This is a genomic window from Phycisphaeraceae bacterium (genome assembly GCA_040222855.1).
Lineage (GTDB): Bacteria > Planctomycetota > Phycisphaerae > Phycisphaerales > Phycisphaeraceae > Mucisphaera.
The window spans coordinates 383592-403748 of sequence record JAVKCD010000019.1 but is presented as its reverse complement, the minus strand read 5'-3'; the positions used below and the strand labels follow the sequence as shown (position 1 = coordinate 403748).

16 protein-coding genes and 1 tRNA gene are annotated in these 20157 nt (G+C 62.4%); 11 read left to right on the top strand and 6 right to left on the bottom strand.

Annotated elements, in window-relative coordinates:
- Window positions 1–20: 20 nt before the first annotated feature.
- Window positions 21–902 (top strand): peptide chain release factor N(5)-glutamine methyltransferase, encoded by an 882-nt coding sequence (prmC, locus tag RIG82_06925; GenBank protein MEQ9460665.1) that lies wholly within the window; start codon window positions 21–23, stop codon window positions 900–902.
- Between the two features lie 13 nt (window positions 903–915).
- On the opposite strand, the gene RIG82_06920 is transcribed toward prmC, so the two are convergent.
- Entirely contained in the window at window positions 916–1551 is a 636-nt protein-coding gene (locus RIG82_06920) for a hypothetical protein (GenBank protein MEQ9460664.1), read from the bottom strand.
- A gap of 115 nt (window positions 1552–1666) precedes the next feature.
- Between RIG82_06920 and RIG82_06915 the strand changes: the two genes are divergently transcribed.
- Entirely contained in the window at window positions 1667–2614 is a 948-nt protein-coding gene (locus tag RIG82_06915) for a GNAT family N-acetyltransferase (protein MEQ9460663.1), read from the top strand.
- 465 nt (window positions 2615–3079) lie between these two features.
- Entirely contained in the window at window positions 3080–4513 is a 1434-nt protein-coding gene (locus RIG82_06910) for a DnaA/Hda family protein (GenBank protein MEQ9460662.1), read from the top strand.
- A gap of 40 nt (window positions 4514–4553) precedes the next feature.
- On the opposite strand, the gene RIG82_06905 is transcribed toward RIG82_06910, so the two are convergent.
- Window positions 4554–4636, bottom strand: a tRNA-Tyr gene (locus RIG82_06905).
- 183 nt (window positions 4637–4819) lie between these two features.
- Between RIG82_06905 and RIG82_06900 the strand changes: the two genes are divergently transcribed.
- The 8 genes from RIG82_06900 (at window position 4820) to RIG82_06865 (ending at window position 16030) form a co-directional block, all read left to right on the top strand.
- The gene (locus RIG82_06900) at window positions 4820–5449 is read left to right on the top strand and encodes an HNH endonuclease (GenBank protein ID MEQ9460661.1); all 630 of its coding nucleotides are present in this window, start codon (window positions 4820–4822) and stop codon (window positions 5447–5449) included.
- Window positions 5450–5856: 407 nt separating this feature from the next.
- The gene (locus RIG82_06895; GenBank protein MEQ9460660.1) at window positions 5857–6468 is read left to right on the top strand and encodes a response regulator; all 612 of its coding nucleotides are present in this window, start codon (window positions 5857–5859) and stop codon (window positions 6466–6468) included.
- 36 nt (window positions 6469–6504) lie between these two features.
- Window positions 6505–8757 (top strand): HDOD domain-containing protein, encoded by a 2253-nt coding sequence (locus tag RIG82_06890; GenBank protein MEQ9460659.1) that lies wholly within the window; start codon window positions 6505–6507, stop codon window positions 8755–8757.
- A 64-nt stretch (window positions 8758–8821) separates the two neighbouring features.
- Window positions 8822–9946 (top strand): hypothetical protein, encoded by a 1125-nt coding sequence (locus RIG82_06885; protein ID MEQ9460658.1) that lies wholly within the window; start codon window positions 8822–8824, stop codon window positions 9944–9946.
- 78 nt (window positions 9947–10024) lie between these two features.
- Window positions 10025–11443, top strand: coding sequence for an argininosuccinate lyase (gene argH / locus RIG82_06880; GenBank protein ID MEQ9460657.1), 1419 nt, complete (start codon window positions 10025–10027; stop codon window positions 11441–11443).
- Window positions 11444–13144, top strand: a complete 1701-nt coding sequence (locus tag RIG82_06875; GenBank protein ID MEQ9460656.1) for an ATP-binding protein — start codon at window positions 11444–11446, stop codon at window positions 13142–13144. It begins immediately after the preceding gene.
- A 113-nt stretch (window positions 13145–13257) separates the two neighbouring features.
- Window positions 13258–14736, top strand: coding sequence for a DUF1800 domain-containing protein (locus tag RIG82_06870; GenBank protein ID MEQ9460655.1), 1479 nt, complete (start codon window positions 13258–13260; stop codon window positions 14734–14736).
- Window positions 14737–14755: 19 nt separating this feature from the next.
- On the top strand, window positions 14756–16030 hold the full coding sequence (locus RIG82_06865) for a DUF1501 domain-containing protein (GenBank protein ID MEQ9460654.1): 1275 nt from the start codon (window positions 14756–14758) through the stop codon (window positions 16028–16030).
- Window positions 16031–16072: 42 nt separating this feature from the next.
- On the opposite strand, the gene RIG82_06860 is transcribed toward RIG82_06865, so the two are convergent.
- Genes RIG82_06860 through RIG82_06845 form a run of 4 tightly spaced genes read right to left on the bottom strand, consistent with a single transcriptional unit; the run spans window position 16073 to window position 20155 of the window.
- On the bottom strand, window positions 16073–16741 hold the full coding sequence (locus tag RIG82_06860; protein ID MEQ9460653.1) for a class I SAM-dependent methyltransferase: 669 nt from the start codon (window positions 16739–16741) through the stop codon (window positions 16073–16075).
- Window positions 16738–17388: a class I SAM-dependent methyltransferase gene (locus tag RIG82_06855; GenBank protein ID MEQ9460652.1), complete on the bottom strand. Its 651-nt coding sequence runs from the start codon at window positions 17386–17388 to the stop codon at window positions 16738–16740. The genes RIG82_06860 and RIG82_06855 overlap by 4 nt, the downstream gene beginning before the upstream one ends.
- Window positions 17372–18604, bottom strand: coding sequence for a glycosyltransferase family 2 protein (locus RIG82_06850; GenBank protein ID MEQ9460651.1), 1233 nt, complete (start codon window positions 18602–18604; stop codon window positions 17372–17374). The genes RIG82_06855 and RIG82_06850 overlap by 17 nt, the downstream gene beginning before the upstream one ends.
- 57 nt (window positions 18605–18661) lie before the next feature.
- On the bottom strand, window positions 18662–20155 hold the full coding sequence (locus RIG82_06845; protein ID MEQ9460650.1) for a hypothetical protein: 1494 nt from the start codon (window positions 20153–20155) through the stop codon (window positions 18662–18664).
- Window positions 20156–20157: the final 2 nt, after the last annotated feature.

The window sequence follows — 20157 nt, the reverse complement described above, 5'->3', positions numbered from 1 at the left end:
AGCGGCTAGACTCTGGGGCTATGCCCGAGGCACCCGCAGAGATCTGGACGACCCGCAAGCTGCTGGCCTGGACCACGCAACGGTTCGAGCGCGACGCGATCGACAGCCCTCGGCTGGCGGCGGAGATGCTGCTGTCGCATGTGCTTGGCGTCGAGCGGCTCCGGCTCTACACCGACCCCGAGCGCCCCGCGAGCCACGATGAGCGGGCCCGCTTCCGCGAGCTGGTCGAGCGTGCCACCCAACACGAACCCGTCGATTACCTGGTCGGCCAAGCCCCGTTCTATGGCATGAGCCTATCCGTCGATGCGCGTGTGCTGATCCCCAGGCCATCGACCGAGACGCTGGTGGATGAGGCGGTCGCCTTCGCACGCGAGCGCGGGGGCAGTCTCTCGATGGCCGACATCGGCACCGGCACCGGCGCCATCGCGCTGGCCATCGCCAAGGCGCTTCCGGAGGCCAAGATCACCGCGACCGATCTCCACGAGGGCCCGCTGGAGGTCGCCCGAGCGAACGCGGCGCGTCTCGGGCTGACTGAGCGCATCACTTTTAAGCAGGGTGATCTACTCGATCCGCCACAAGGCGAGCGGTTCGATGTGTTGATGTCGAACCCGCCTTATATCCCTGCGGGCGATCTGCCGGGGCTTGATGCCAACGTGCGCGATCACGAGCCTCACGCGGCGCTCGATGGCGGCGAAGACGGGCTCGACCTGATCCGAAGGCTCTTAAGCGGGGCACCGGGCCACCTTGCGTCCAGCGGGTTGCTGCTTATGGAATACAACGGCGGACCCCAGACCGAGGTGCTCAGAAGCCTGGTGCAGCAAGCAGGATGCTGGTCAGACATGAGCGTCCTCAAGGACCACGAGGGTCTGGATCGCGTCATCCGGTGCGTGTTGTCCGAGTAAAACCTGCGGGGGATCAGCGCATCACGTCGCGCTCGTCGATGAGTTCGACGGGCTGATACTGCGGGTTCTCGAAGTAGCCTGGCAGGGAGAAGCGTAGCATCCGGGTCCTGCGGAGCTGGATGCGTTCATCGATCTCGGGGTCGGGGTGGGCGATGGAGGCGGTTTCGCCGGACAGCCCGCCAATGAACACGGTCAGCAGGTCGGCGTCCTCGAACGAGGCTTCCCAGACGGCGTAGGTCTCGCGAGCGAAGTCATCACCCTGGAGCAGCCGGCCCACCGACTCGGTTGGGCTCTGCAGGAGCTGGTTGTTGATCACGCGCTCGACTTCGGCGTAGACGGCGGGGGGGATGCTCCGGTTCGCGGCCACGATCCGACCGTTGTCGTCGGCGATATCGACCTCTGGCACGAACAGGCGTTCCTGACCGGTGTTGTTGGCGACTTTGTAGGTCATAAACCAGTACCAGCGGGTCACGCCGGCGGGGTCGGTCACGGCAATGGCCTTGGGCGTGTCGAAGGAGAAGTCGAGGTTCCAGGACGTGCTGATGATCTGGGGCTGAGGGTGCCCGCTGACCGGCTCGGCGTCCTGAGCGATGGCCGCTCCGGCGAGGGTCAGGGAGAGGGCGAGCATGGCGGTTCGGGCTGCACGCATGGGGGGCTTCCTTCCGGGGTGCACGGTCTCCAACGGGCCCGTTAGGGTACCGGTTTAACCGGTCGGCGTGAAGGGCGGGCCGGTAGACTGCTGACAACCCGATGCCGAGGAACCGATGACCCAGGACCCCACAACACCTTCCGCTGGACCGGCTTATCGGTTCGAGATGGTGCCTGAGGGGCAGCGGGCGCGGGCCCTGAGTCTGCTCCTGACCGGGCAGTGGGGCGAGCCTGGCACGGCGGTGGATGGCTTCCGGGCGTACATCCAGCAGCAGGGCTTATCGATTCACCGGCTCTGGGTCGCCTGGGAGGGCGAGACGCCGCGCGTGGCGGGCCTGGTGGTGCCGAACCCCGGGCGTTCGGCGATGCTGTTTCTCTCGCCCACCCGTTCGCGGGGTCAGATTGACGCCCTGGGCAGCCTGATTCGTCACGTCTTCGCGAACCTTGGGGACCTGCCCGGTCATCTGGTTCAGGTGCTGCTGGAGCCGTCTCAGCGGCTGGAGCGTGCTGCGGTGGATCAAGGCGGTTTCGAGCATCTGGCGGACCTGGCGTATCTCCAGCGGGGCTTGAAGGGCCCCGAAGAGCCCCTGCCCACGGATATGCCCGGTTTCCGCGTGCTCCGTGCCGATCAGGCTCCGGAGGGTTGGCTCGAGCGGGCTATTCTCGACAGTTACGAGCAGACCCTCGATTGCCCGTCGCTGGTGGGGAGGCGGAACGTCGAGGACATCGTCGCCGGTCATCGGGCGACGGGCGTCTACGACCCCACACTCTGGTTTCTAGTGGCCCCAGAGGGTTCGGATGAGCCGGTCGCGGTGTCGCTGATCAACCCGTTGATGCAGCCCGGGGGCTACGAGTTGGTGTACCTCGGGGTCTCGGTGCCGGCGCGGGGTCAGGGATTGGCGATGCGTCTGTTGCGGCTGGGTATGAGCAGGGTTGCTGAGCGATCACCCCACGGCACGATGTATCTCGCGGTGGACTTGCGCAACACCCCAGCGCTGCGTTTGTACCGGCGGTCGGGTTTTCGACAGACGGCGGAGCGCGCCGTGTTTCTGCGCACGACATAAACATTGCCTGGATGAAGAGCTGCGCCTTGTCGTGGGTGATCGGGTCGTAAAGAACCGTGTTTTTTCAGGTTTTTCCACGAGTACGGCGAGTGTGTGCGAAGAGTTGGTGGATAAAAGAAAAATCAAGTCAATAAGCCTTGATGAATCAAGGCGCTGGGTGCGCAGACGCGGAATGGACGCTGCGCATCGCTTGATGGTCTGATTGGGCTTGCCTATGTTGGGCCCCGCGTCGCGGATGGACGCGTGACCCATTCTTGAGGGTCAACGCCTAACAGGCCGAACGTTGTGCGAGCCCATGTGGCCCGGAACAACGCACGATTCATGGCCTCGGAGCACTCGCCGGACGGACCCGGCTCGACGGAGCGCACTCGTATGTTGTGTACGGGTGCCTGGAGGCACGGCGTAAGCCGGGCTGGTCCGGCGCGGGCACGCTGTTAGCCCCGCCTCAGAGCTGAGGACACCACCTTGACCGCGACTGACACAGTTGCCATCGATATCCCCGCGCGCATCGCTTCCCTGCTGGCCGAGGAAGTGGGGCCCCGGAAGTTCACGATGTGGTTCGAGGGCGAGGAACGCTTCGCCTTCCATCCCGAGAACAACCAGGTTCGGGTCTACGCGCCCCATCGTTTTGCCGCGGACTGGATCCGGCAGAACTTCAGCGGCACGCTGGATCGGATTGTGAGCGAGGTGGTCGGTCCGGAAGCGTCCGTTGATGTTCCGGTGGACAGCGATCGGTTCCGCACCGAGACGTCATCGAGTGATATGGCGCGTCCGCCACAGGCGGAGCGGGCAGCGGCTGGAGGCAAGACTCCGGCGCGGCCGGTCTCTCGTGGCCCTGTGCTTCGCCATCGTCTGGATCAGTTCATCGTCGGGCCTTCGAACGAGCTGGCGTACGCCGCAGCGACTCGCTTGGCCGAGGCCGAGGGCAACGAGTTCGGCCCGCTGTTCGTCCACGGGAGCTGTGGGCTGGGCAAGACACACCTGTTGCAGGGGATCTGTCAGCGGGTGCTGGAGCTCGATCCCGGGGCGTCGGTCGTCTATACGACCGGTGAGCAGTTCACCAACGAGTTCATCACGGCGATCCGGTCGAACAAGATCGATGCTTTTCGAAAAAGGATCCGGAGGCTGACGCTGCTGGCGATCGATGACGTGCACTTTCTTGCTGACAAGCAGGCGACGCAGGAGGAGTTTCTGCACAGTTTCGAGCAGATTGAGCTAGCCGGAGCACGCGTGATCATGGCCAGCGACAGCCATCCGCGGACGATTCATCGGTTTAGCGAAGCGTTGCGCAGCCGGTGTGTGCGGGGTCTGGTCGCGCAGGTGATGCCGCCGGATGACAGCACGAGAGCCAGGCTGATCGGCCGTCTCGCCGAGCGACTCGACCTTCGGCTGACGGATGAAGCGGTCTCGCGGCTGCTTGAGCGGTGGAACGGCTCGGTCCGAGACCTGGAGGGGTTGCTGCGGAAGGTTCAGGCGACGCTGATGATCGCGGCGCTCCGCCACGAACCGGTTGGGGGCGGGGTTGATGGGGCGATCATTGATCGAGCTTTGTCCGATGAGCGAATGAACACAAGGAAACGACCGGTGCGTTTTGACGAGATTGTCGCTGAGGTGGAGAAGGTCTCGGGGATCACGAGGGCGCAGATCGTCAGCAGCAGCCGTAAGCCGGCGGTGGTGATCGCCCGGTCGGTTTGTATCGCGCTGGTCCGGGAGATGACCACGCTGAGCTATCCCGAGATCGCCAGTGCGATGGGCAAGGAGAATCACTCGACCGTGGTCACGGCGTGCAAGCGCGTGCCTCGATTGCTCAGAGAGGGCAAGCCATCGCGATACCCCAGCACGGCGGAGGAGATCACACCCCGGCAGTTCATGGATCGCGTGCGTGGCGCCCTGTCTTGAACCGGGTGAGGCGAGGAGGCGGGGGGAAGGGGTGTGAAAATGGGCGAAGTAGGATTCGAACCTACGTAGGCTTACGCCAACGGGTTTACAGCCCGTCCCAATTGGCCACTCTGGCATTCGCCCAATGGGGAACCAAACCTTTTACATCGACGAAGGCCGAGGCGTCAACTAAGCGGGCGCTTTTGAGTGATCGGGGGTCATTTTCTAGGGTCTGAACGGAATCTTCACGTTGATTCTGGCCGGATCGAGGGTTACGCTTCATCAGCCCACGCTTGGGTCGGTTGTTTCACGGAGCAGGAGGCTCGTTTGACTGCTACCGCTCTCGATAGTCATGTGCTCGTGCTGAATCGGCTCTGGATGGCCGTTCGGGTGGTGGATGCGCGGCGGGCGTTCTCGCTGCTGGTGCGAAATCTCGCTGAGGTCGTCCGGGTTGATGACGGGTCGTACACGGCTCATGACTTTGATAGCTGGGCGGACCTTTCGGCGTTTCACGACCAGATCGGGTCTGAGGAGGACGCCTACGAGTGGATCCGCACGGTCCGGATGCAACTGGCGGTGCCGAAGGTGATCCGGCTCCTGGGCTACGACAAGCTGCCGAATCAGGCCGTGAAACTCAATCGGCGTAATATTTTCGCGCGGGACCGAAACCTCTGTCAATACTGCGGGCAGCACTTTCCGACCTCGGAGCTGAGCCTCGATCACATCCTGCCCCGAGCCCAAGGCGGGGGGAGTAGTTGGGAGAATCTGGTCTGCTGCTGCGTGGCGTGTAACTCGCGCAAGGGGGGGCGCACGCCCCGGCAGGCGAACATGCAACTGATCCGCAAGCCGGTCAAGCCGACCCGCAACCCGGTCATCAGCATCCGGCTGGGGCACAACAAGTATGCCAGCTGGCGGGCGTTCCTGGACCAGGCCTACTGGTCGGTTGAGCTGCGCTGAGGCTCACAAGCCTTCTCCAGCTTGACCTGTTTCACTTTTTTGTCTGAGGGATAACCCGGTTTCGGGCTGGGGTTATGACGCGTTGGCCTCGTCTAAGCGTGGTGTTTGTAGGCACTTGGGTATTTTTGAGGCAGACTTTGGTGGAGGGCCATTGGAGTCAAGCGTCATGGGTGCTGTTTCGGGTTGGTTTGTGACGGGTGGAACGGGTCGCGGGTCTGGCGCGGACCCGAGTCGGGGGGAACCCGGCGGGGACGGGCTGAGGGGGTCAAGTGCGGGGCAGTTGAACCCGATTCGGGAATCTGGAGCGAGTGGGTCGTCTGCCTTCTCGCGAGACCGCCATTCGACGCCCGGAGCCCACGGCTTCCGGACGGCAGCAAGGGGATCCTTCCGTGCTAGGGACATCAGGTATGAATGACCGCAACGGGACCACGACTGAACTGGCGAGCAAACAGGTCTTTACGACAGGTGAGGCCGCGACTGTCTGCAAGGTGTCGCAGCAGACGATCATCCGCTGCTTCGACAGCGGGCGTCTCAACGGCTTCCGCGTGCCGGGGAGTCGTTTTCGGAGGATCCCGCGTGAAGAGTTACTGCGTTTCATGCGAGAGAACGACATCCCCACGGATGAGTTCGAGCGTGCCCGCAAGACCGTGCTTGTTGTCGATGACGACCCGCAGATCCTTGAGCTGTTCCGCGAGATCCTTGGCGCGGACGAACGGATCGACCTCAAGACGGCATCGACCGGCTACGACGCTGGCATTCTCACCGAGCAGGTCCGACCCGACCTGATGCTGTTGGACTACATGCTCCCGGATGTCAACGGCAATGTCGTGTGCCACACGGTTCGCAGCAACGAGGCGTTAGCGCACATGAAGGTGGTGATCATCTCGGGCGTGGTGAATCAGGACGAGATCGATGGTCTTCTCAATGACGGCGCGGACGACTTTATTAAGAAGCCGTTCCAGGCCGATCGCCTGCTCGAGAAGGTTGAGTCGCTGTTGGGACTCGTTGAGGTTCGCTGAGTTTAGTTCGTCGTTGCGAGCACAACGGAGGGGTTTATGCCCGAGGCCCCCGCTAAGGCGGCCCAGTTTGATGACGCACGTCGTGTGGAGCTGATCCTCCGTCGTGTGGACACGCTGCCGACCCTGCCAGCGGTCGCCACGCGCCTGCTGGACCTGACGGCGCGTGACGATGCTGATGCTCAGGAAGTCATCCGGCTGGTCAAGGCCGATCCGGCACTGACCTCGCGTATCCTTTCGATGTGCCGGACCGCTGAGAAGGGCATCAGCGGGCAGGTTCTGACGATCGACAAAGCGGTGATGCTGCTGGGCTTCACGACGGTGCGCAACGTCGTGCTCTCGCTGCAGGTCGGCGCATATTTTGAACAAGCTGCGCCCGAGCGAGCCGACGGTGAGCAACTGCTCGATCGCGAGGCGTTGTGGATTCACAGCCTGGCCGTTGCGGTGATGGCGGAGCAGATCGCCGAGCTGTTTCCCGACCGGAAAGACCTGCGTGGGGATCGCGCTTTTGTCTGCGGGCTGCTGCACGACCTGGGCAAGCTCGCTCTGGACTACGTTCTGCCTAAGTCATATGGCCGGGTGCTGCGGGTCGCTGAGGAGCATCAGTGCGGGCTGGCCGAGATCGAGACGCGGATCCTGGGGATGGATCACCACACGGCGGGCAAGCGGCTGGCCGAGAGCTGGGGTCTGCCGGAGCTGATGCGTGACGTGATCTGGCTGCACGGGATGCCGGCGGAGGGACACGCTGAGCGCCCATCGGGGTCGCTGATCACCTTGGTTGCGTTGGCTAACGAGGCGGTTCGCACGCTGCACCTGGGGAACTCGGGGAATCACCATCGCCGGAATCGTCTCGCGGAGTACGCTGAAGAACTCAATATCCGGACCGAGCTGATCGACAAGATCGCGCCCCGGGTGATTCATCGGGTTGAGGAGCTTGGTCAGACGCTTGGTATGGGTAGCAAGCCGTCTATCGAGCTGCTGCTGGATGCGGTTCGGCAAGCCAACCGTGCGCTGGCCAAGTCGAGTCGTCAGAAGGCGCCGCCAACGGGCAATCCGCTCGCTGAGCGGGCGATCAAGCTGATCGGTACGTTTCAGGACTCGCTGAGTCCTCAGGCGAGTCTGACAGAGACCATCGCGGCGATTGGCGGATCGATCACCGCGTGGTCGTCCGGACGGGTTCGGGCCGCCTGGTTTGCCGGTGATGAGCAACGCAGGGGCCTCTGGGATGGTGCGTGGTTCCAGTTCAACGAGCAGGGCGAGCCGGTGACATCGGGACGCGTTGAGGCTCCTGATGATCTGGACCATGAGTCGATCGCCAGCATGTGGGCCGTGCCGGCGTGCGAGGCGGTGCCCTGGCTGGTGCGTGCCGTGGCTCTCGAAGACCAGCCGAGTTACCGGTTGCTGGTGATCGGACGTGCGCGTGAGCCGTGGGCGGGGTTCATCGTCGAGGCTGATCGATGGCCGGCGCGCGATCCGTGGGGGGGCTTGTTGTCGGTCTGGGCTCATGCACTCGCGGCGTCTGCGGCGATGGAACGCAGCCAGCAGCTTAGTGAAGAGGTGATTCGGGTGAGCACGCAGCTCAGCGACGCGCAGGATGAGCTGATTCGTCAGCGATCGCTCGCCCGGCTTGGGGAGGTCACGGCGGGCGCTGCGCACGAGATGAATAATCCGCTGACCGTAATTTCCGGTCGGGCGCAGTTGCTGGCGATGAAGTCTCAGCCAGGGTCTGAGACTCAGAAGTCGGCTCAGTTGATGGTCCGGGAAGCTCAGAAGTTGACCGATCTGATCTCGGGGTTGCACCTGATGGCGCGGCCGCCAGTGCCCTCGCGCTCGGCATCAGACCTGGGTCAGGTGATCCAGCAGGCCGCCGGCCATGCACGAGAGCGAGCCGGGAAGTTGGCGGACGATGTCGAGCTGACGCTGATTATTCCGGAGGGCTTGCCCAAGGCGGCGATCGATGCCGACCTGATCCGGCAGGCATTGACCGAGGTTATCCAGAATGCATTTGAAGCGCCCGCCAGTTCCACGGTCCGGGTGTCATTGGAATTGGCTGCCGGTGGGCGTCGGGCGCAGGTCCGCGTGCAGGATGATGGCCCAGGCATGGACCTGCACACGCTTGAGCACGCCTTCGATCCGTTCTTCAGTCGTAAGCCCTCGGGAAGACGGGTGGGGATGGGGCTTTCGAGGGCTCGCACCTTTATTAACGGTCACGACGGTCGGTTGGTCCTTGACAGCGCGCCGGGGCGCGGAACGACGGCGACCGTCACAGTTCCGCTTGACCGAGGTCTCTAAGCCGTCGATCGGTACTTCAACGCCGTCGCATGCCGCGCCGGGTGGACCTGATTTGGGGGTCTCCTTGAGTACACGATCGACCATCAGAAATCAGGCTGGCGTTGATGTCGCTGTGCCAACCCGACCGGTCTCGTTGCTGGTCGTTGAACCGCAGGCCGTTGCCGGGCCGACGCTTGCCGGCATCACCAGCGTGGATCGACGACCGATGCGGGTTGAGCAGGCTGTGACGGCTGCGCAGGCCAGGCAGGTTCTGGACAAGGGGCGTTACGAGGTGGTTTTCCTCGCCGCCGACTTGCAGGATGAGCCAGCCATCGAGCTGGCGGCGGAGCTGACGCGAAACCGTCGGATGACCCGAGTGGTTCTGCTGAGTCCGGGGAACGATCCGGATCAGACCCTCGCGGCGCTGCGGGCTGGCGTCGTGGATGTGATTGACCCGTCGGCCAAGCCCAAGGCGTATCAGGCGACCATCCGGCGCGCTCTGGATCGTCTGGCTCCCGACCATGCGAGTGCGGAGCGCATCCGCCGTCTCCGCAAGCTGTGCAAGAAGCTCAACGAGGCCAGGATCGAGGTCAGTCAGCAGGTGGATGTGCTGTGTAACGACCTTGTGACCGCCTATCAGGAGCTCGCTGTGCAGATGCAGCACATGGTTCAGAGCACCGAGTTTGGCACGCTCATCAAAGAGGAGCTCGATCTCGAAGGGCTGATCCGAAAAACCCTCGAGCATCTGGTCGAGAAGTCCGGCCCGACCAACGCGGCGATCTATCTGCCGTCGTCGGCGGATGAGTTTTCGCTAGGCGGTTATGTGAACATCAACCCGGACACCGGCGAAGGGGCGGGCGACATCCTCCTCGACCTGATCGCAGACAGGATCCCGCCGACGCTAGGCGATCGTGATGAAGTTGTTCATCTCACGGATGACCAGGCCATTGGTTCGTGGATCGGTCAGGACGGCAGCTTCCTTAGCGGGACCGAGCTGGTCGCCATGCCGTGTCGGGCCGAGGACGAGACGCTGGCGGTGCTGGTGCTGTTCCGCGAGCGATCTGAGCCTTTTGACGACCGCATCCTGGAGACGATCGAGGCGATCGGCCCGCTGCTGGGCGAGTCGCTGGCGAAGGTGATCCGCGTCCACCACCGGCACATGGGCGATGAGCCTTACGAAGGCGAGGACGACGAGACCTTCTCGTTCTAGCGGGAGAATCGAGACGAAATGACAAGCCCACGGACCGGTTCCGTGGGCTTTTTTTCTGGCTCCGATACACTCAGCGATATGAGCAACCCGAAAGCATCGACCTCCAAGCCCTGGGAGCACGCCAAGTCGTCCGGCAGCGAGACCGACCCGCTGGCGGCCCGCTTCGTTTCTTCCATCGATTACGACTGGCGTCTGTACAAGCAGGACATCAGCGGCTCGATCGCCCACGCCACGATGCTCAAGAAGGTCGGGCTGATCGCCGCGGAGGATCTCTCGGCCATCGAAAAGGGCCTGCGCCAGATCGAGGGTGAGATCGACGAGACAGGGCGAGGCTGGCCCGGGTTTACGTATGAGCTTGAGGACATCCATATGTGCGTCGAGGCAGCGCTGATCGAGCGCATCGGCGAGCCGGGGCGCAAGCTGCACACCGGGCGGTCACGGAATGATCAGGTGGCCCTGGACCTGAAGTTGTGGGTCCGGGACGCGGTGGAGCAGAGGGTGATCCCGCTGATGCAGCGGCTCGAGGATGCCTATGTTGCACTCGCCAGTCGTGACGGCGAGATTGTGATGCCGTCTTACACCCATCTTCAGCGGGCACAGCCTGTTTGTGCTGGGGCCGAGATTTTTGCATGGCATTCGGCGATCAGGCGGTGCGGTCAGCGTCTGGCGATTCTTAACGCGGAGGCGACGAGCGATAACCCTCTCGGGTCGGGTGCGGTGGCTGGTTCTTCTCTTCCGCTAGATCGCGGGTTGACGAGTCGGCTTCTCGATTTCCCACAGACCGCCGGTAACAGCATCGACGCTACCGCGAATCGAGACGTGGCTGTTGACTTTGTCTATGCCTTGTCGATGACGGCGATGACACTGTCGCGTTGGGCGGAGCAGTGGATCCTGTATGCCTCGACGGAGTTTGGTTTCATCAAGCTCGCCGATGCGTACACGACGGGTTCATCGATGATGCCTCAGAAGCAGAACCCGGACATGCTGGAGCTGGTGCGCGGCAAGTGTGGGGCGGTTTACGGCTCGCTCGTGGCGTTGCTCACGACGCTTAAGGGTCTGCCGATCGCCTACAACCGTGACCTGCAGGAAGATAAGAAGCACGTATTTCGGGCTTACGATGATGTGTGCGACTGCCTGGAGATGGCCGCGAAGATGGTGGCGGGCACGACGTTCCAGAAAGAGAGGATCGAGGCGTCCCTGAGTCGTGGTTACCTCGACGCCACGTCGCTGGCTGACTATCTGGTGACGAAGGGGGTTCCGTTTCGCACGGCGCATCAGATGGTTGGTCGACTCGTTCATCGGTGCGAGGCGTTGAGGCTGGGTGAGTTGCGCAAGCTCAGTCTGGAGCAGTTCAAGGCCGAGGTGGAGCAGATTGAGGATGACGTTTATGAATGGCTCGGTGCTGAGAATGTTGTGAAGCGTTATCAGAGTGAGGGGAATGCGGGGCTGTTAGGCTTCCAGGCTCAGCTTGAGTCTGTGAAAGAGCGGGTTCACTAGATGCTTTCTCTGACCGTCCTCCAGGGACCGGACAAGGGCCGCAGGTTCGAGTTGCCGGATCACGAGCCGCAGATGATCGGGCGATCGTCGGAGTCGTTGCCGCTTTTGGATCAGACGATCTCGCGTCGTCATGCTTCGCTGACGCCTGACAACGGGCAGTGGATTATTCACGACCTGCGCAGTGCGAACGGTACGTTTGTTAACGGCGTGCGTGTTACGACGCAGCGGACGCTGCGGCCTGGGGATCAGATCCGGACCGGCTCGACGCTGATGGTGTTTGGTGAGGAAGGGGAGCGGGCTTTTCAGCATCAGGTCCGGTTGTCGCGCAAGGGAGAGATGGATATCTCGGTCGAGCACACGGTTGATGCGAACGATGAATCGATGATCATGGCGGTTCCTGAGCCGGCGCAGGCGGCGGAGTTCCAGCTCAAGGTGGTTTACGAGTTGGTGGCGCTGATCGGGTCGGTCACTGAGAAGCGTGAGCTGCTGGAGAAGGTCATGGACGTGATCTTCGCGTACTTCAACGCGGACCGCGGGTTCATCATGCTCAAGGAGGGGGAAACCGAAGTCCTTGAGCCAGTGGTGATCCGTAAGAAGGACCCGGAGAACACGCGGGGCAAGGAGGTTGATCCGACGCTGAGGCCGAGCACGTTCACGGTGAGCCGGACAATCGTTCAGTATGTCATGCGTAAGGGCGTGGGGGTGCTGTCGGCCAACGCGATGAACGATCAGCGTTTTGCGACCGGCGACTCGGTTCAGGCGTACAGCATCCGCTCGACGATGTGTGTGCCGATTAAGTACAAGGGCAAGCTTTACGGCGTCATCCAGCTTGATTCTCAGGTCGCGAACTACACCTACACGGAGGATCAGCTCACGCTGCTGACGGCGATTGGCGTCCAGACGGGCTTGGCGCTGGCGAATCTCGAGCTGGTTGATGCTCGTCTGCGCAGCGAGCGGCTTGCCGCGGTGGGACAGACGGTGGCGTCGCTGTCGCACTCGATCAAGAATATTCTGCAGGGTATGCGTGGCGGGGCGGACGTGGTGGAGCTGGGCCTGCGGAAGCAGAACCTGAAGGTGATCGGTTCGGGATGGGAGATCGTCGCGCGGAATCAGGAGCGGATCTATGAGCTGGCGATGAACATGCTGGCTTATTCGAAGCAGCGTGAGCCTGAGCTGGAGATGGGTAATCTTGAGCCGCTGCTGCAGGAGCTGGTTGCGTTGATGCAGCCGCAGTACGACGGCAAGAAGGTGGCGTTGATCACGGACTTTGGGGATAGCGTTCCGCCGGTCCCGATGGACGCTTCGGGGTTGCATCAGGCGGTGTTGAACCTGCTGAGCAATGCGCTCGATGCGGTGGAGCCCGAATCGGGTGTGGTGGCGTTGCGGGCGACGTATGCGGCGGAGGATGCGAGTGTGCGCATCTCGGTGGTGGACAATGGTGAGGGGATGACCAAGGCGACGCAGGCGCGGTTGTTTGAGCCGTTTCACTCGACCAAAGGGCTTAAGGGGACGGGGCTTGGGTTGGTGGTGACCAAGAAGATCATTGATGAGCATGGCGGGCGGATCGTGGTGGAGAGTGATCGGAACGAGGGCACGACGTTTACGCTGGTGCTGCCGGTGGGTGAGCTGCCGGAGACCTCGGCGGGGGACACGATGGGGCCGGCGCTGACGCTGCTGGAGCCGGATGAGGATGAGTTGTGAAGCTGGGGGGTCTGAGTTTTTCTCTTGCTGCGGGGTGGGTGTCGATGCAATGATGGTTGGTTGGGGTCGTTGATCCGGAGGCGGCTGTGGTGCCGTCGGGATTGGAACTGTTGATGGATACGTCGCTTAGCCCGATTTCCGATGATCGTTTTGGTCCTGCCGAAGCGCGGCATCTGCTGGTCAGGACGGCGTTTGCGCCGGACCGACACAGGGCTCGGGCGTTGGTGGGTCTTGGGGTGCAGGGTGCGGTGGCTTGGGTATTGGCTGGCGGGGATGATTCTGGCTTGCCGGGCCCGCCTGGGGGTCCGGACATCCGGCGGCCGTTTACGGAGGAGGAGCGGCGCGCTTATCGGCAGGCGTTGGGGTCGGACGATCCGGCGCTGCGAGAGCGGGCGCGGGCCTCGCGGCAGCAGATCGATCGTGATGATCGGCAGATGCATAAGGACCTGCAGACCTGGTGGTTAGGGCGGATGATCAAGACGGCGTCGCCGATGCGGGAGTTCCAGACGCTGCTGTGGCACGGACATTTCGCGACGGCGTATCAACCGGTGCAGGACGCCTGGCTGTTGTATCAGCAGAACGAGATGTTCCGGCGGTATGGGCTGGAGAGCTTTGCGACGCTGGCGCGGGGGATCGTGCGTGATCCTGCGATGATTAAGTACTTGAACAACCATCAGAACCGTAAAGGTGAGCCGAACGAGAACCTGGCGCGGGAGTTGATGGAGTTGTTCACGCTTGGCGAGGGGCAGTACAGGGAGGGCGATATCAGGGAGGGAGCGCGTGCGCTCACTGGGTTTACTTATGATGACAACGCTTTCAGCTTCAATCAAACGCGGCATGACGATGGTAAGAAGAGCATCCTTGGGCGCACAGGACGGTTCGATGGGGACGACTTTGTCGAGATCCTTCTGAGGCATCCGGCGTGTGCGCGGTACATCGCGCTGAAGCTTTATCGGCACTATGTGGCGGATGTGAGCGACCGATTTGGTGATCTCTCCGCGGCGCAGAAATCGGTGGTGGATCAGATTGCGAAGAGGCTTCGAGCGGACAAGTATGCGCTGGGTCCGACGCTGGGGGTGCTGCTGAGCAGTCGGCATTTTTATGACGCGGAAGTTGTCGGGAGGAAGATCAAGAGTCCGGCGCAGTTGGTGGTGGGGACGGCGCGGTCGCTGGGGACGCCTGAGCGTTCGACGTCGCGGCTGCATGAGAACATGCGGATGATGGGTCAGTCGTTGTTTGATCCGCCGAGTGTGGCGGGCTGGGGTGTGGGGCGGTCGTGGATCAATACGTCGACGTTGTTTGCGCGGCAGAACACCTGTGTGTACATGATTACGGGGAAGAATCCGGGTCGGCGGTGGGACAGGGGTGCGACGAACTACGACCCGATGTCGCTGGTGGCTGATCTGGACGCGGCGAAGCCAGCGGAGGTGTCGCGGGTGCTGATGAATGATCTGTTGGGAGCGCATGTGGCGGAGGATCGTCGGGCGCCTTTGGAGGCGTTTTTGAACGAGGGTGGTGGGCCGGTCACGGGTGATCGGCTGATGGGTTTTTTGACGCTGGTGACCGCGATGCCTGAGTATCAGCTCTGTTGAGCTGGGTGAGGATGATGTGATGAGCGAGAAGATGCCTTACACCCGACGCGAGTTTTTGCAGGCGAGTCTTGCGTTGATGTCGACGCTGGGGACGGTGCCGGGATTTCTCTCGCACACATCGACGGCGATGGCGGACCCGGCTGCCTTGCTGGACGCGGACGCGGTGAATCAGGGGCGGGTGCTGGTGGTGATTCAGTTATCCGGTGGCAATGACGGCTTGAACACGGTGATTCCGGCGGGGATGCCTGAGTATTACCGGATGCGGGGCGGTCTGGCAGTGGCGGAGCGTGATGTACTGGAGTTGGATCCGCGGGTGGGTGTTGGGCTGCATCCGTCGCTGCGCGGCGTGCAGGAGATGTATCAGGAGGGACAGGCGACGGTGGTGCAGGGGGTGGGTTATCCGAATCCGAATCGTTCGCATTTTGCGTCGATGGACGTGTGGCACGCGGGTGACACGAAGGCGGCGGATGGTCACCGTGGGGTGGGTTGGATCGGGCGGGCGATGGATGCGGAGGCGAAGCGTGGCGAGCATGATTGCCTGTCGTGCGTGACGGTGGGAGAGGAAGCGCCGATGGCAACGCAGGGTGTGGAGGCGAAGCCGGTGTCGTTCTCGCGGGCGGAGTTGTTTGAGTGGTCGGGTAAAGGGCTTCACCCGAAGCTGGCCAGGGCTTACGAGCAGATCAATGCGGGGGTTGAGCCGGTGACGACGGCGGACCCGGCATCGTTTGTGTTCCGCACGGCGTTGGATGCGCAAGCGGCTTCGGATCGGGTTCGGCGAGCGGTGAGTCGCCGTGCCGAGACGGAGTTTCCGGCCAATGGTTTGAGTCGTCAGCTTCAGGCGGTGGCGTCGATGATCGCGGCGGAGCTGCCGACGCGGATTTACTATGTGGCGCTGGGTGGTTTTGATACGCATGCGAATCAGGCGGGGACGCATGCGAGGCTGCTGGACCAGTTTGCTTCGTCGGTGCGGGCGTTTTATCGCGAGCTGGCGGCGATCGGCCAGGATCAGCGGGTGGTAACGATGGCGTTCAGTGAGTTTGGTCGGCGGGTGGATACGAATGGGTCGAACGGCACGGATCACGGTGCGGCGGGGCCGATGTTCCTGTTTGGCCCGAAGGTGCGTGCGGGTTTGATTGGCCCGCACCCGTCGTTGACGGATCTGGACAACGGCGACCTGAAGTTCAGGGTCGATTTCCGGTCGGTTTATGCGGCGGTGCTGGATGACTGGCTGGGTCTGGACAGTCGGGTGGCGCTGGGGTCGCGGTTCAGGGCGGCTCCGGTGCTGGAGGGTTGACCCCACTCTCCCATGCGTCCCGCATCACGGCGGCGATGTTGATCAGGTTTTTGGGCGTGGGCGGGTGACTGCCATGAGTTTGCCAGTGGCGATGGTGCGTTGTTCAAAGGCGAAGCGTTCTTCGATCATGGTGAGGATGGTGGGTCCTGCGGCGAGCCATGCTTCGTAGGTGGTGCGTTCGTTGTCGATCATGACGGCGAGGGCATCGAGTTTGGGCCAGAGGTGCCGGAGGGGTGTACGGGACAGACGGTGGACAAATCGGAGAAAGGGGGTTTCCCAAGGTTCGATGATGAGGAATCGGCCGGTGGGTTTGAGCACACGTCGAGCTTCGTCGAGAGATTGGGCGAGGTGGCTGGTAGAGGGTAGGTGATGGAGTCCGCCTTGGACGCAGAGGATATCGAAGGTGTGGTCGTTGAAGGGGAGATTGCAGGCGTCGGCTTCGTGGGTTTTGAAGGGTCCGTCATATTGAGCCAAGAGCCTCGGGGAGAGGTCGAGGCCTTCGACGTTGTTGAAGCCGAGGTCGGCCCATGCGTTCATCCCGTTGCCGCGTCCGCAGAAGATTTCGAGGATTCGGCTCGAACGATCGAGGTTGAGGGCGTCGAGTTGGCGGAGGCGTTTGCGAAACTTGGCGCGTTCCTGGAGTGGGGTTTCGAAGCGTGCGTAGGCGGCTTCCCATGTAGCGAGTGACGGGTCGATGTCGGTCTGTCTCATGGTGCCTGCTCGGGTCTTAGTCTTGCGACGAAGTGGAGTCCGGATTCGAAGAGCCAGTTGGCGGGCGCGGGGTAGAGCCCGAGTCGAGTCTGGTATTGGTCGGGTGTGAGGCTAAGTTGTTTCCAGGCGCCCGACCATTGCCTGGCGTTCCAGTAGTTGTAGGGGAGGGTGACGCCATGGGGTTTGTTGCCGACCCAATCCATGAACCGGAGGGTCAATCCGGCCAGGGGTCGTTCCATGCGGTGATCTTTGATGATGACGGCTGATCGGGCCACGCGGGCGGCCTCGCGGAGGAGGATCATGGGATCGTGGGTGTGGTGCAGGACATCGACCATCATGGCGACATCGACGGTGTTGTCGTCGAGCGGGATGTGTTGGCCATCGAACACGGTGACGGGGATGGCGGCCTGGGGTCTTGCGATGACCTCGAGTCCGGTGAGTTGGAGGTTGCCGACCCGCTCATTGACCTGAGCGGCGAGGGTGCCGTCGCCACAGCCGATGTCGAGGAGAGATTGACCTTGGCTCATGAGCGGGGCGATGGCGTTAGCGATCGCGGTGACGCGGCGGCCGTGGACGAGTCGGCCGTGTACGGCCCCGACGCCGCGCAGCAATCCTGAGGCGGCGTGATGATCAGGCTTTTTCGGCATGGCTATCGGCCGGGAGAGCGAAGAGGTTTTCGTCGTGCCTGATGTAGTGCAGGCGGTCGGCGAGGAGGCTGAGGCAGTAGTCCATGGTGCGCGTGATCAGGAGGATGATGGCGGTCCAGATGAAGAAGGACATGACGATGAATCGTGACCAGTGCTCGGTGACTTTGCCTGTGGTGAGGTAATCGATGAAGGCGTCGCCTACGAGGAGTGCGGCGCTGGCGAAGCAGAGGGTGATGATGACCCAGAACCATCGGCTGGTCATGAGCCAGCCGATGACGCCGTGGTGCTTGTCGCGGGCGGGGTTGTCGGAGAGAGCGATATCGACGGCTTTTCGGCCGAGGTACCCGGCACACCAGAGGAGTATGGCGGAGCCAGCGAGGAGGTTGGAGGCTACGAAGCGGTAGATCATCCATTCTTCGACGCGGCCGTCGTTGAGATAGTGCCAGATGGGGTAGAGCATCATCAAGAAGGCCAGGAGGGCGGCTGCGGTGGCGATGATGCCGAGGGGTCTTGAGGGTCGGTGGAGGAGGGCGTTGGTGATGATGACGTTGAGGAAGCGGATGCCATCGCGGACGACTTTGAGTTTGGATTCGCCTTCGCGTTCGTGGTAGGGCATGTCGCGTTCGATGATTTTGAGGTCGCGGGCGAGGATGGCGCGGCTGCTCATGGCGGGGGTGAAGTGGAGACCGGTGGGTAGGGGCATGAGTTTGCGGAGGCAGGATCGTCGGACGACGCGCATGCCGGAGGCGGTATCTTTGATTCTGCTCAGCGAGAAGAGGGTCATGATGGTGGAGAAGCCGAAGTTGCCGATCCGACGGGTGAGGGGCATCTGGCTCTGGGGGTTGATGCGACAGCCGAGGGCGATGTCGGCTGAGTCCTGATCGAGTGCGTTGCAGAGGGTGATGAAGAAGAGGGGATCGCAGGTGCCGTCGGCGTCGAGGAAGGAGAGCAGTTCGGCGTCGGATGCTGCCCAGCCGGCCATGATGGCGGCGCCGTAGCCCTTGTTCTTCTCGAAGACGATGAGGTTGATGCGGTCCTGGTATTCGCGGGCGATGGGGACGGTGTTGTCGGTCGAGCCGTCGGAGGTAACGGTGATTGAGACTTCGGTGACGGAGGTCTGGGCGGTGATCTGTTCTCGTGCGGTTAGGCAGCGTTCGATGATCGAGCGGATGCTCTGTTCTTCATCAAGAGCGGGTATGACAATTTCAAGCTTCATCGTGTTCCTACCACCCCCCGCATAGGGCTTTTTTGGGGTTGAGGTCGATCTAGAGGGTCACTGTACCGGATGCGGTGAGGGTAGGGTTGGATCTTTGGTGTCGGGGCGTCGGTAGAAGCGGATGTTGTCGATATTGGAGACTTCGAGCCAGCCTGGGGGTGCGGGTTTGTTGTCGCCTACGGCGATCCAGCGGGCGTCGGAAGTCTTGAGTTGTTCATCGGTGCGGGCGAAGGCGATGTTGCGGTTGGTGATGAACCTCAGGCGGTACTGCCAGGGGGTGGAGACGCCACGGACGACGATGCTGTCGGGATCGTCTTGGGTCTGGTCGGCGACGGCCTGAGCGGAAGCCCATTGCGCGGTTGTGTTCATTCGTGTGAGCTCGATACCCCAGTAACCGAGGGTGACCAGGAGGTGGAGGGTGGCTGCGACGGCGAGGATGGTGAGACGGCGGTTTTTGAGTGGCACGACGGCTCCCCAGAGGGCGAGGACGAGCATGGGGAGCAGGGGGATGGCGTAGCGCGTGGCGGCTTCGTAGGGCCAGAAGAGGAGGAAGCCCAAATAGAAGGGGAGGAACCACATGAGCACGTCAGCGCGGCGGCTGATGATGCGCCACCATCCCCAGGCTAGGAGGAGGAAGAGGGCGGAGTAGATGAGCATGTTGATGTCGAGCCAGTCGCCTTCCTGTGCGTAGGAGGTTCGCATGCCGGGCATCATCATGCGGCCGATTTCGCTGATGCGGAGATGGGTGCACAGGGCGAGTCGTTCGAGAAGGCCCACGTCTTCGCGGAGCAGGTGATCGACATAGGACATTTCGTTGTCGGTGGATGCCTCAGTATTGGCTTGTTCGAAGTGGCTGAGGGCGATGATGGAGAGGCATGCGGGCAGGGCGGTGAAGGTGAGTCGGAGGGCGGCATCCCACCAGCGGAGGGTGCCCTGGAGGGTTCTGATGAGAAGGACGACGCTTAGCGCGGCGAGGAGGAAGACGCCTAGCTGCCGGATCATGACCAGGAGGATGGTGGCAAGCATCGCGGCGATCAGCCATGGGAGGGCTTTGGACAGGCGTGGAGCGTCGGCGGATTTCTGGAGGAGGAGCCCGGTCAGGATCAGCCAGGGGACGAAGACGGCTTCGCTAAGGGGTCGCTGGGTATAGAACCAGAGGCTGAGGTTGACCACGACGAGGGCTGTGAGGAGGGTGGAGGCCTTTCCTGCGTAGGATTCGAACCAGCGGGTCATGGGTCGGATCATGGCGAGGAGGAAGGCGGTGTGGATGAGGTTGATCAGGAGGAAGGGTCGTTCCATGATCCAGAACGTGGGAGCGATGATGAGGGCGTAGCCGGGTGCGTATCGGAGGGTGGGTTCGTCGAATCGGGCGATTTCGCCTAGGGCGAAGTGGCGTGCGATGGAGAGGTAGTTCATCTGGTCGCCGGAGCCGTGCCACCACCACTGGAAGTGGGTGATGATGATGAAGATGGCGAGGGCGGTGAGCCAGAGGTTGTGGCGGTTGGTAGCGTGCTCGAGGTGTGATTCGAGGCTGGTTCGAGCGGTCGTCATGG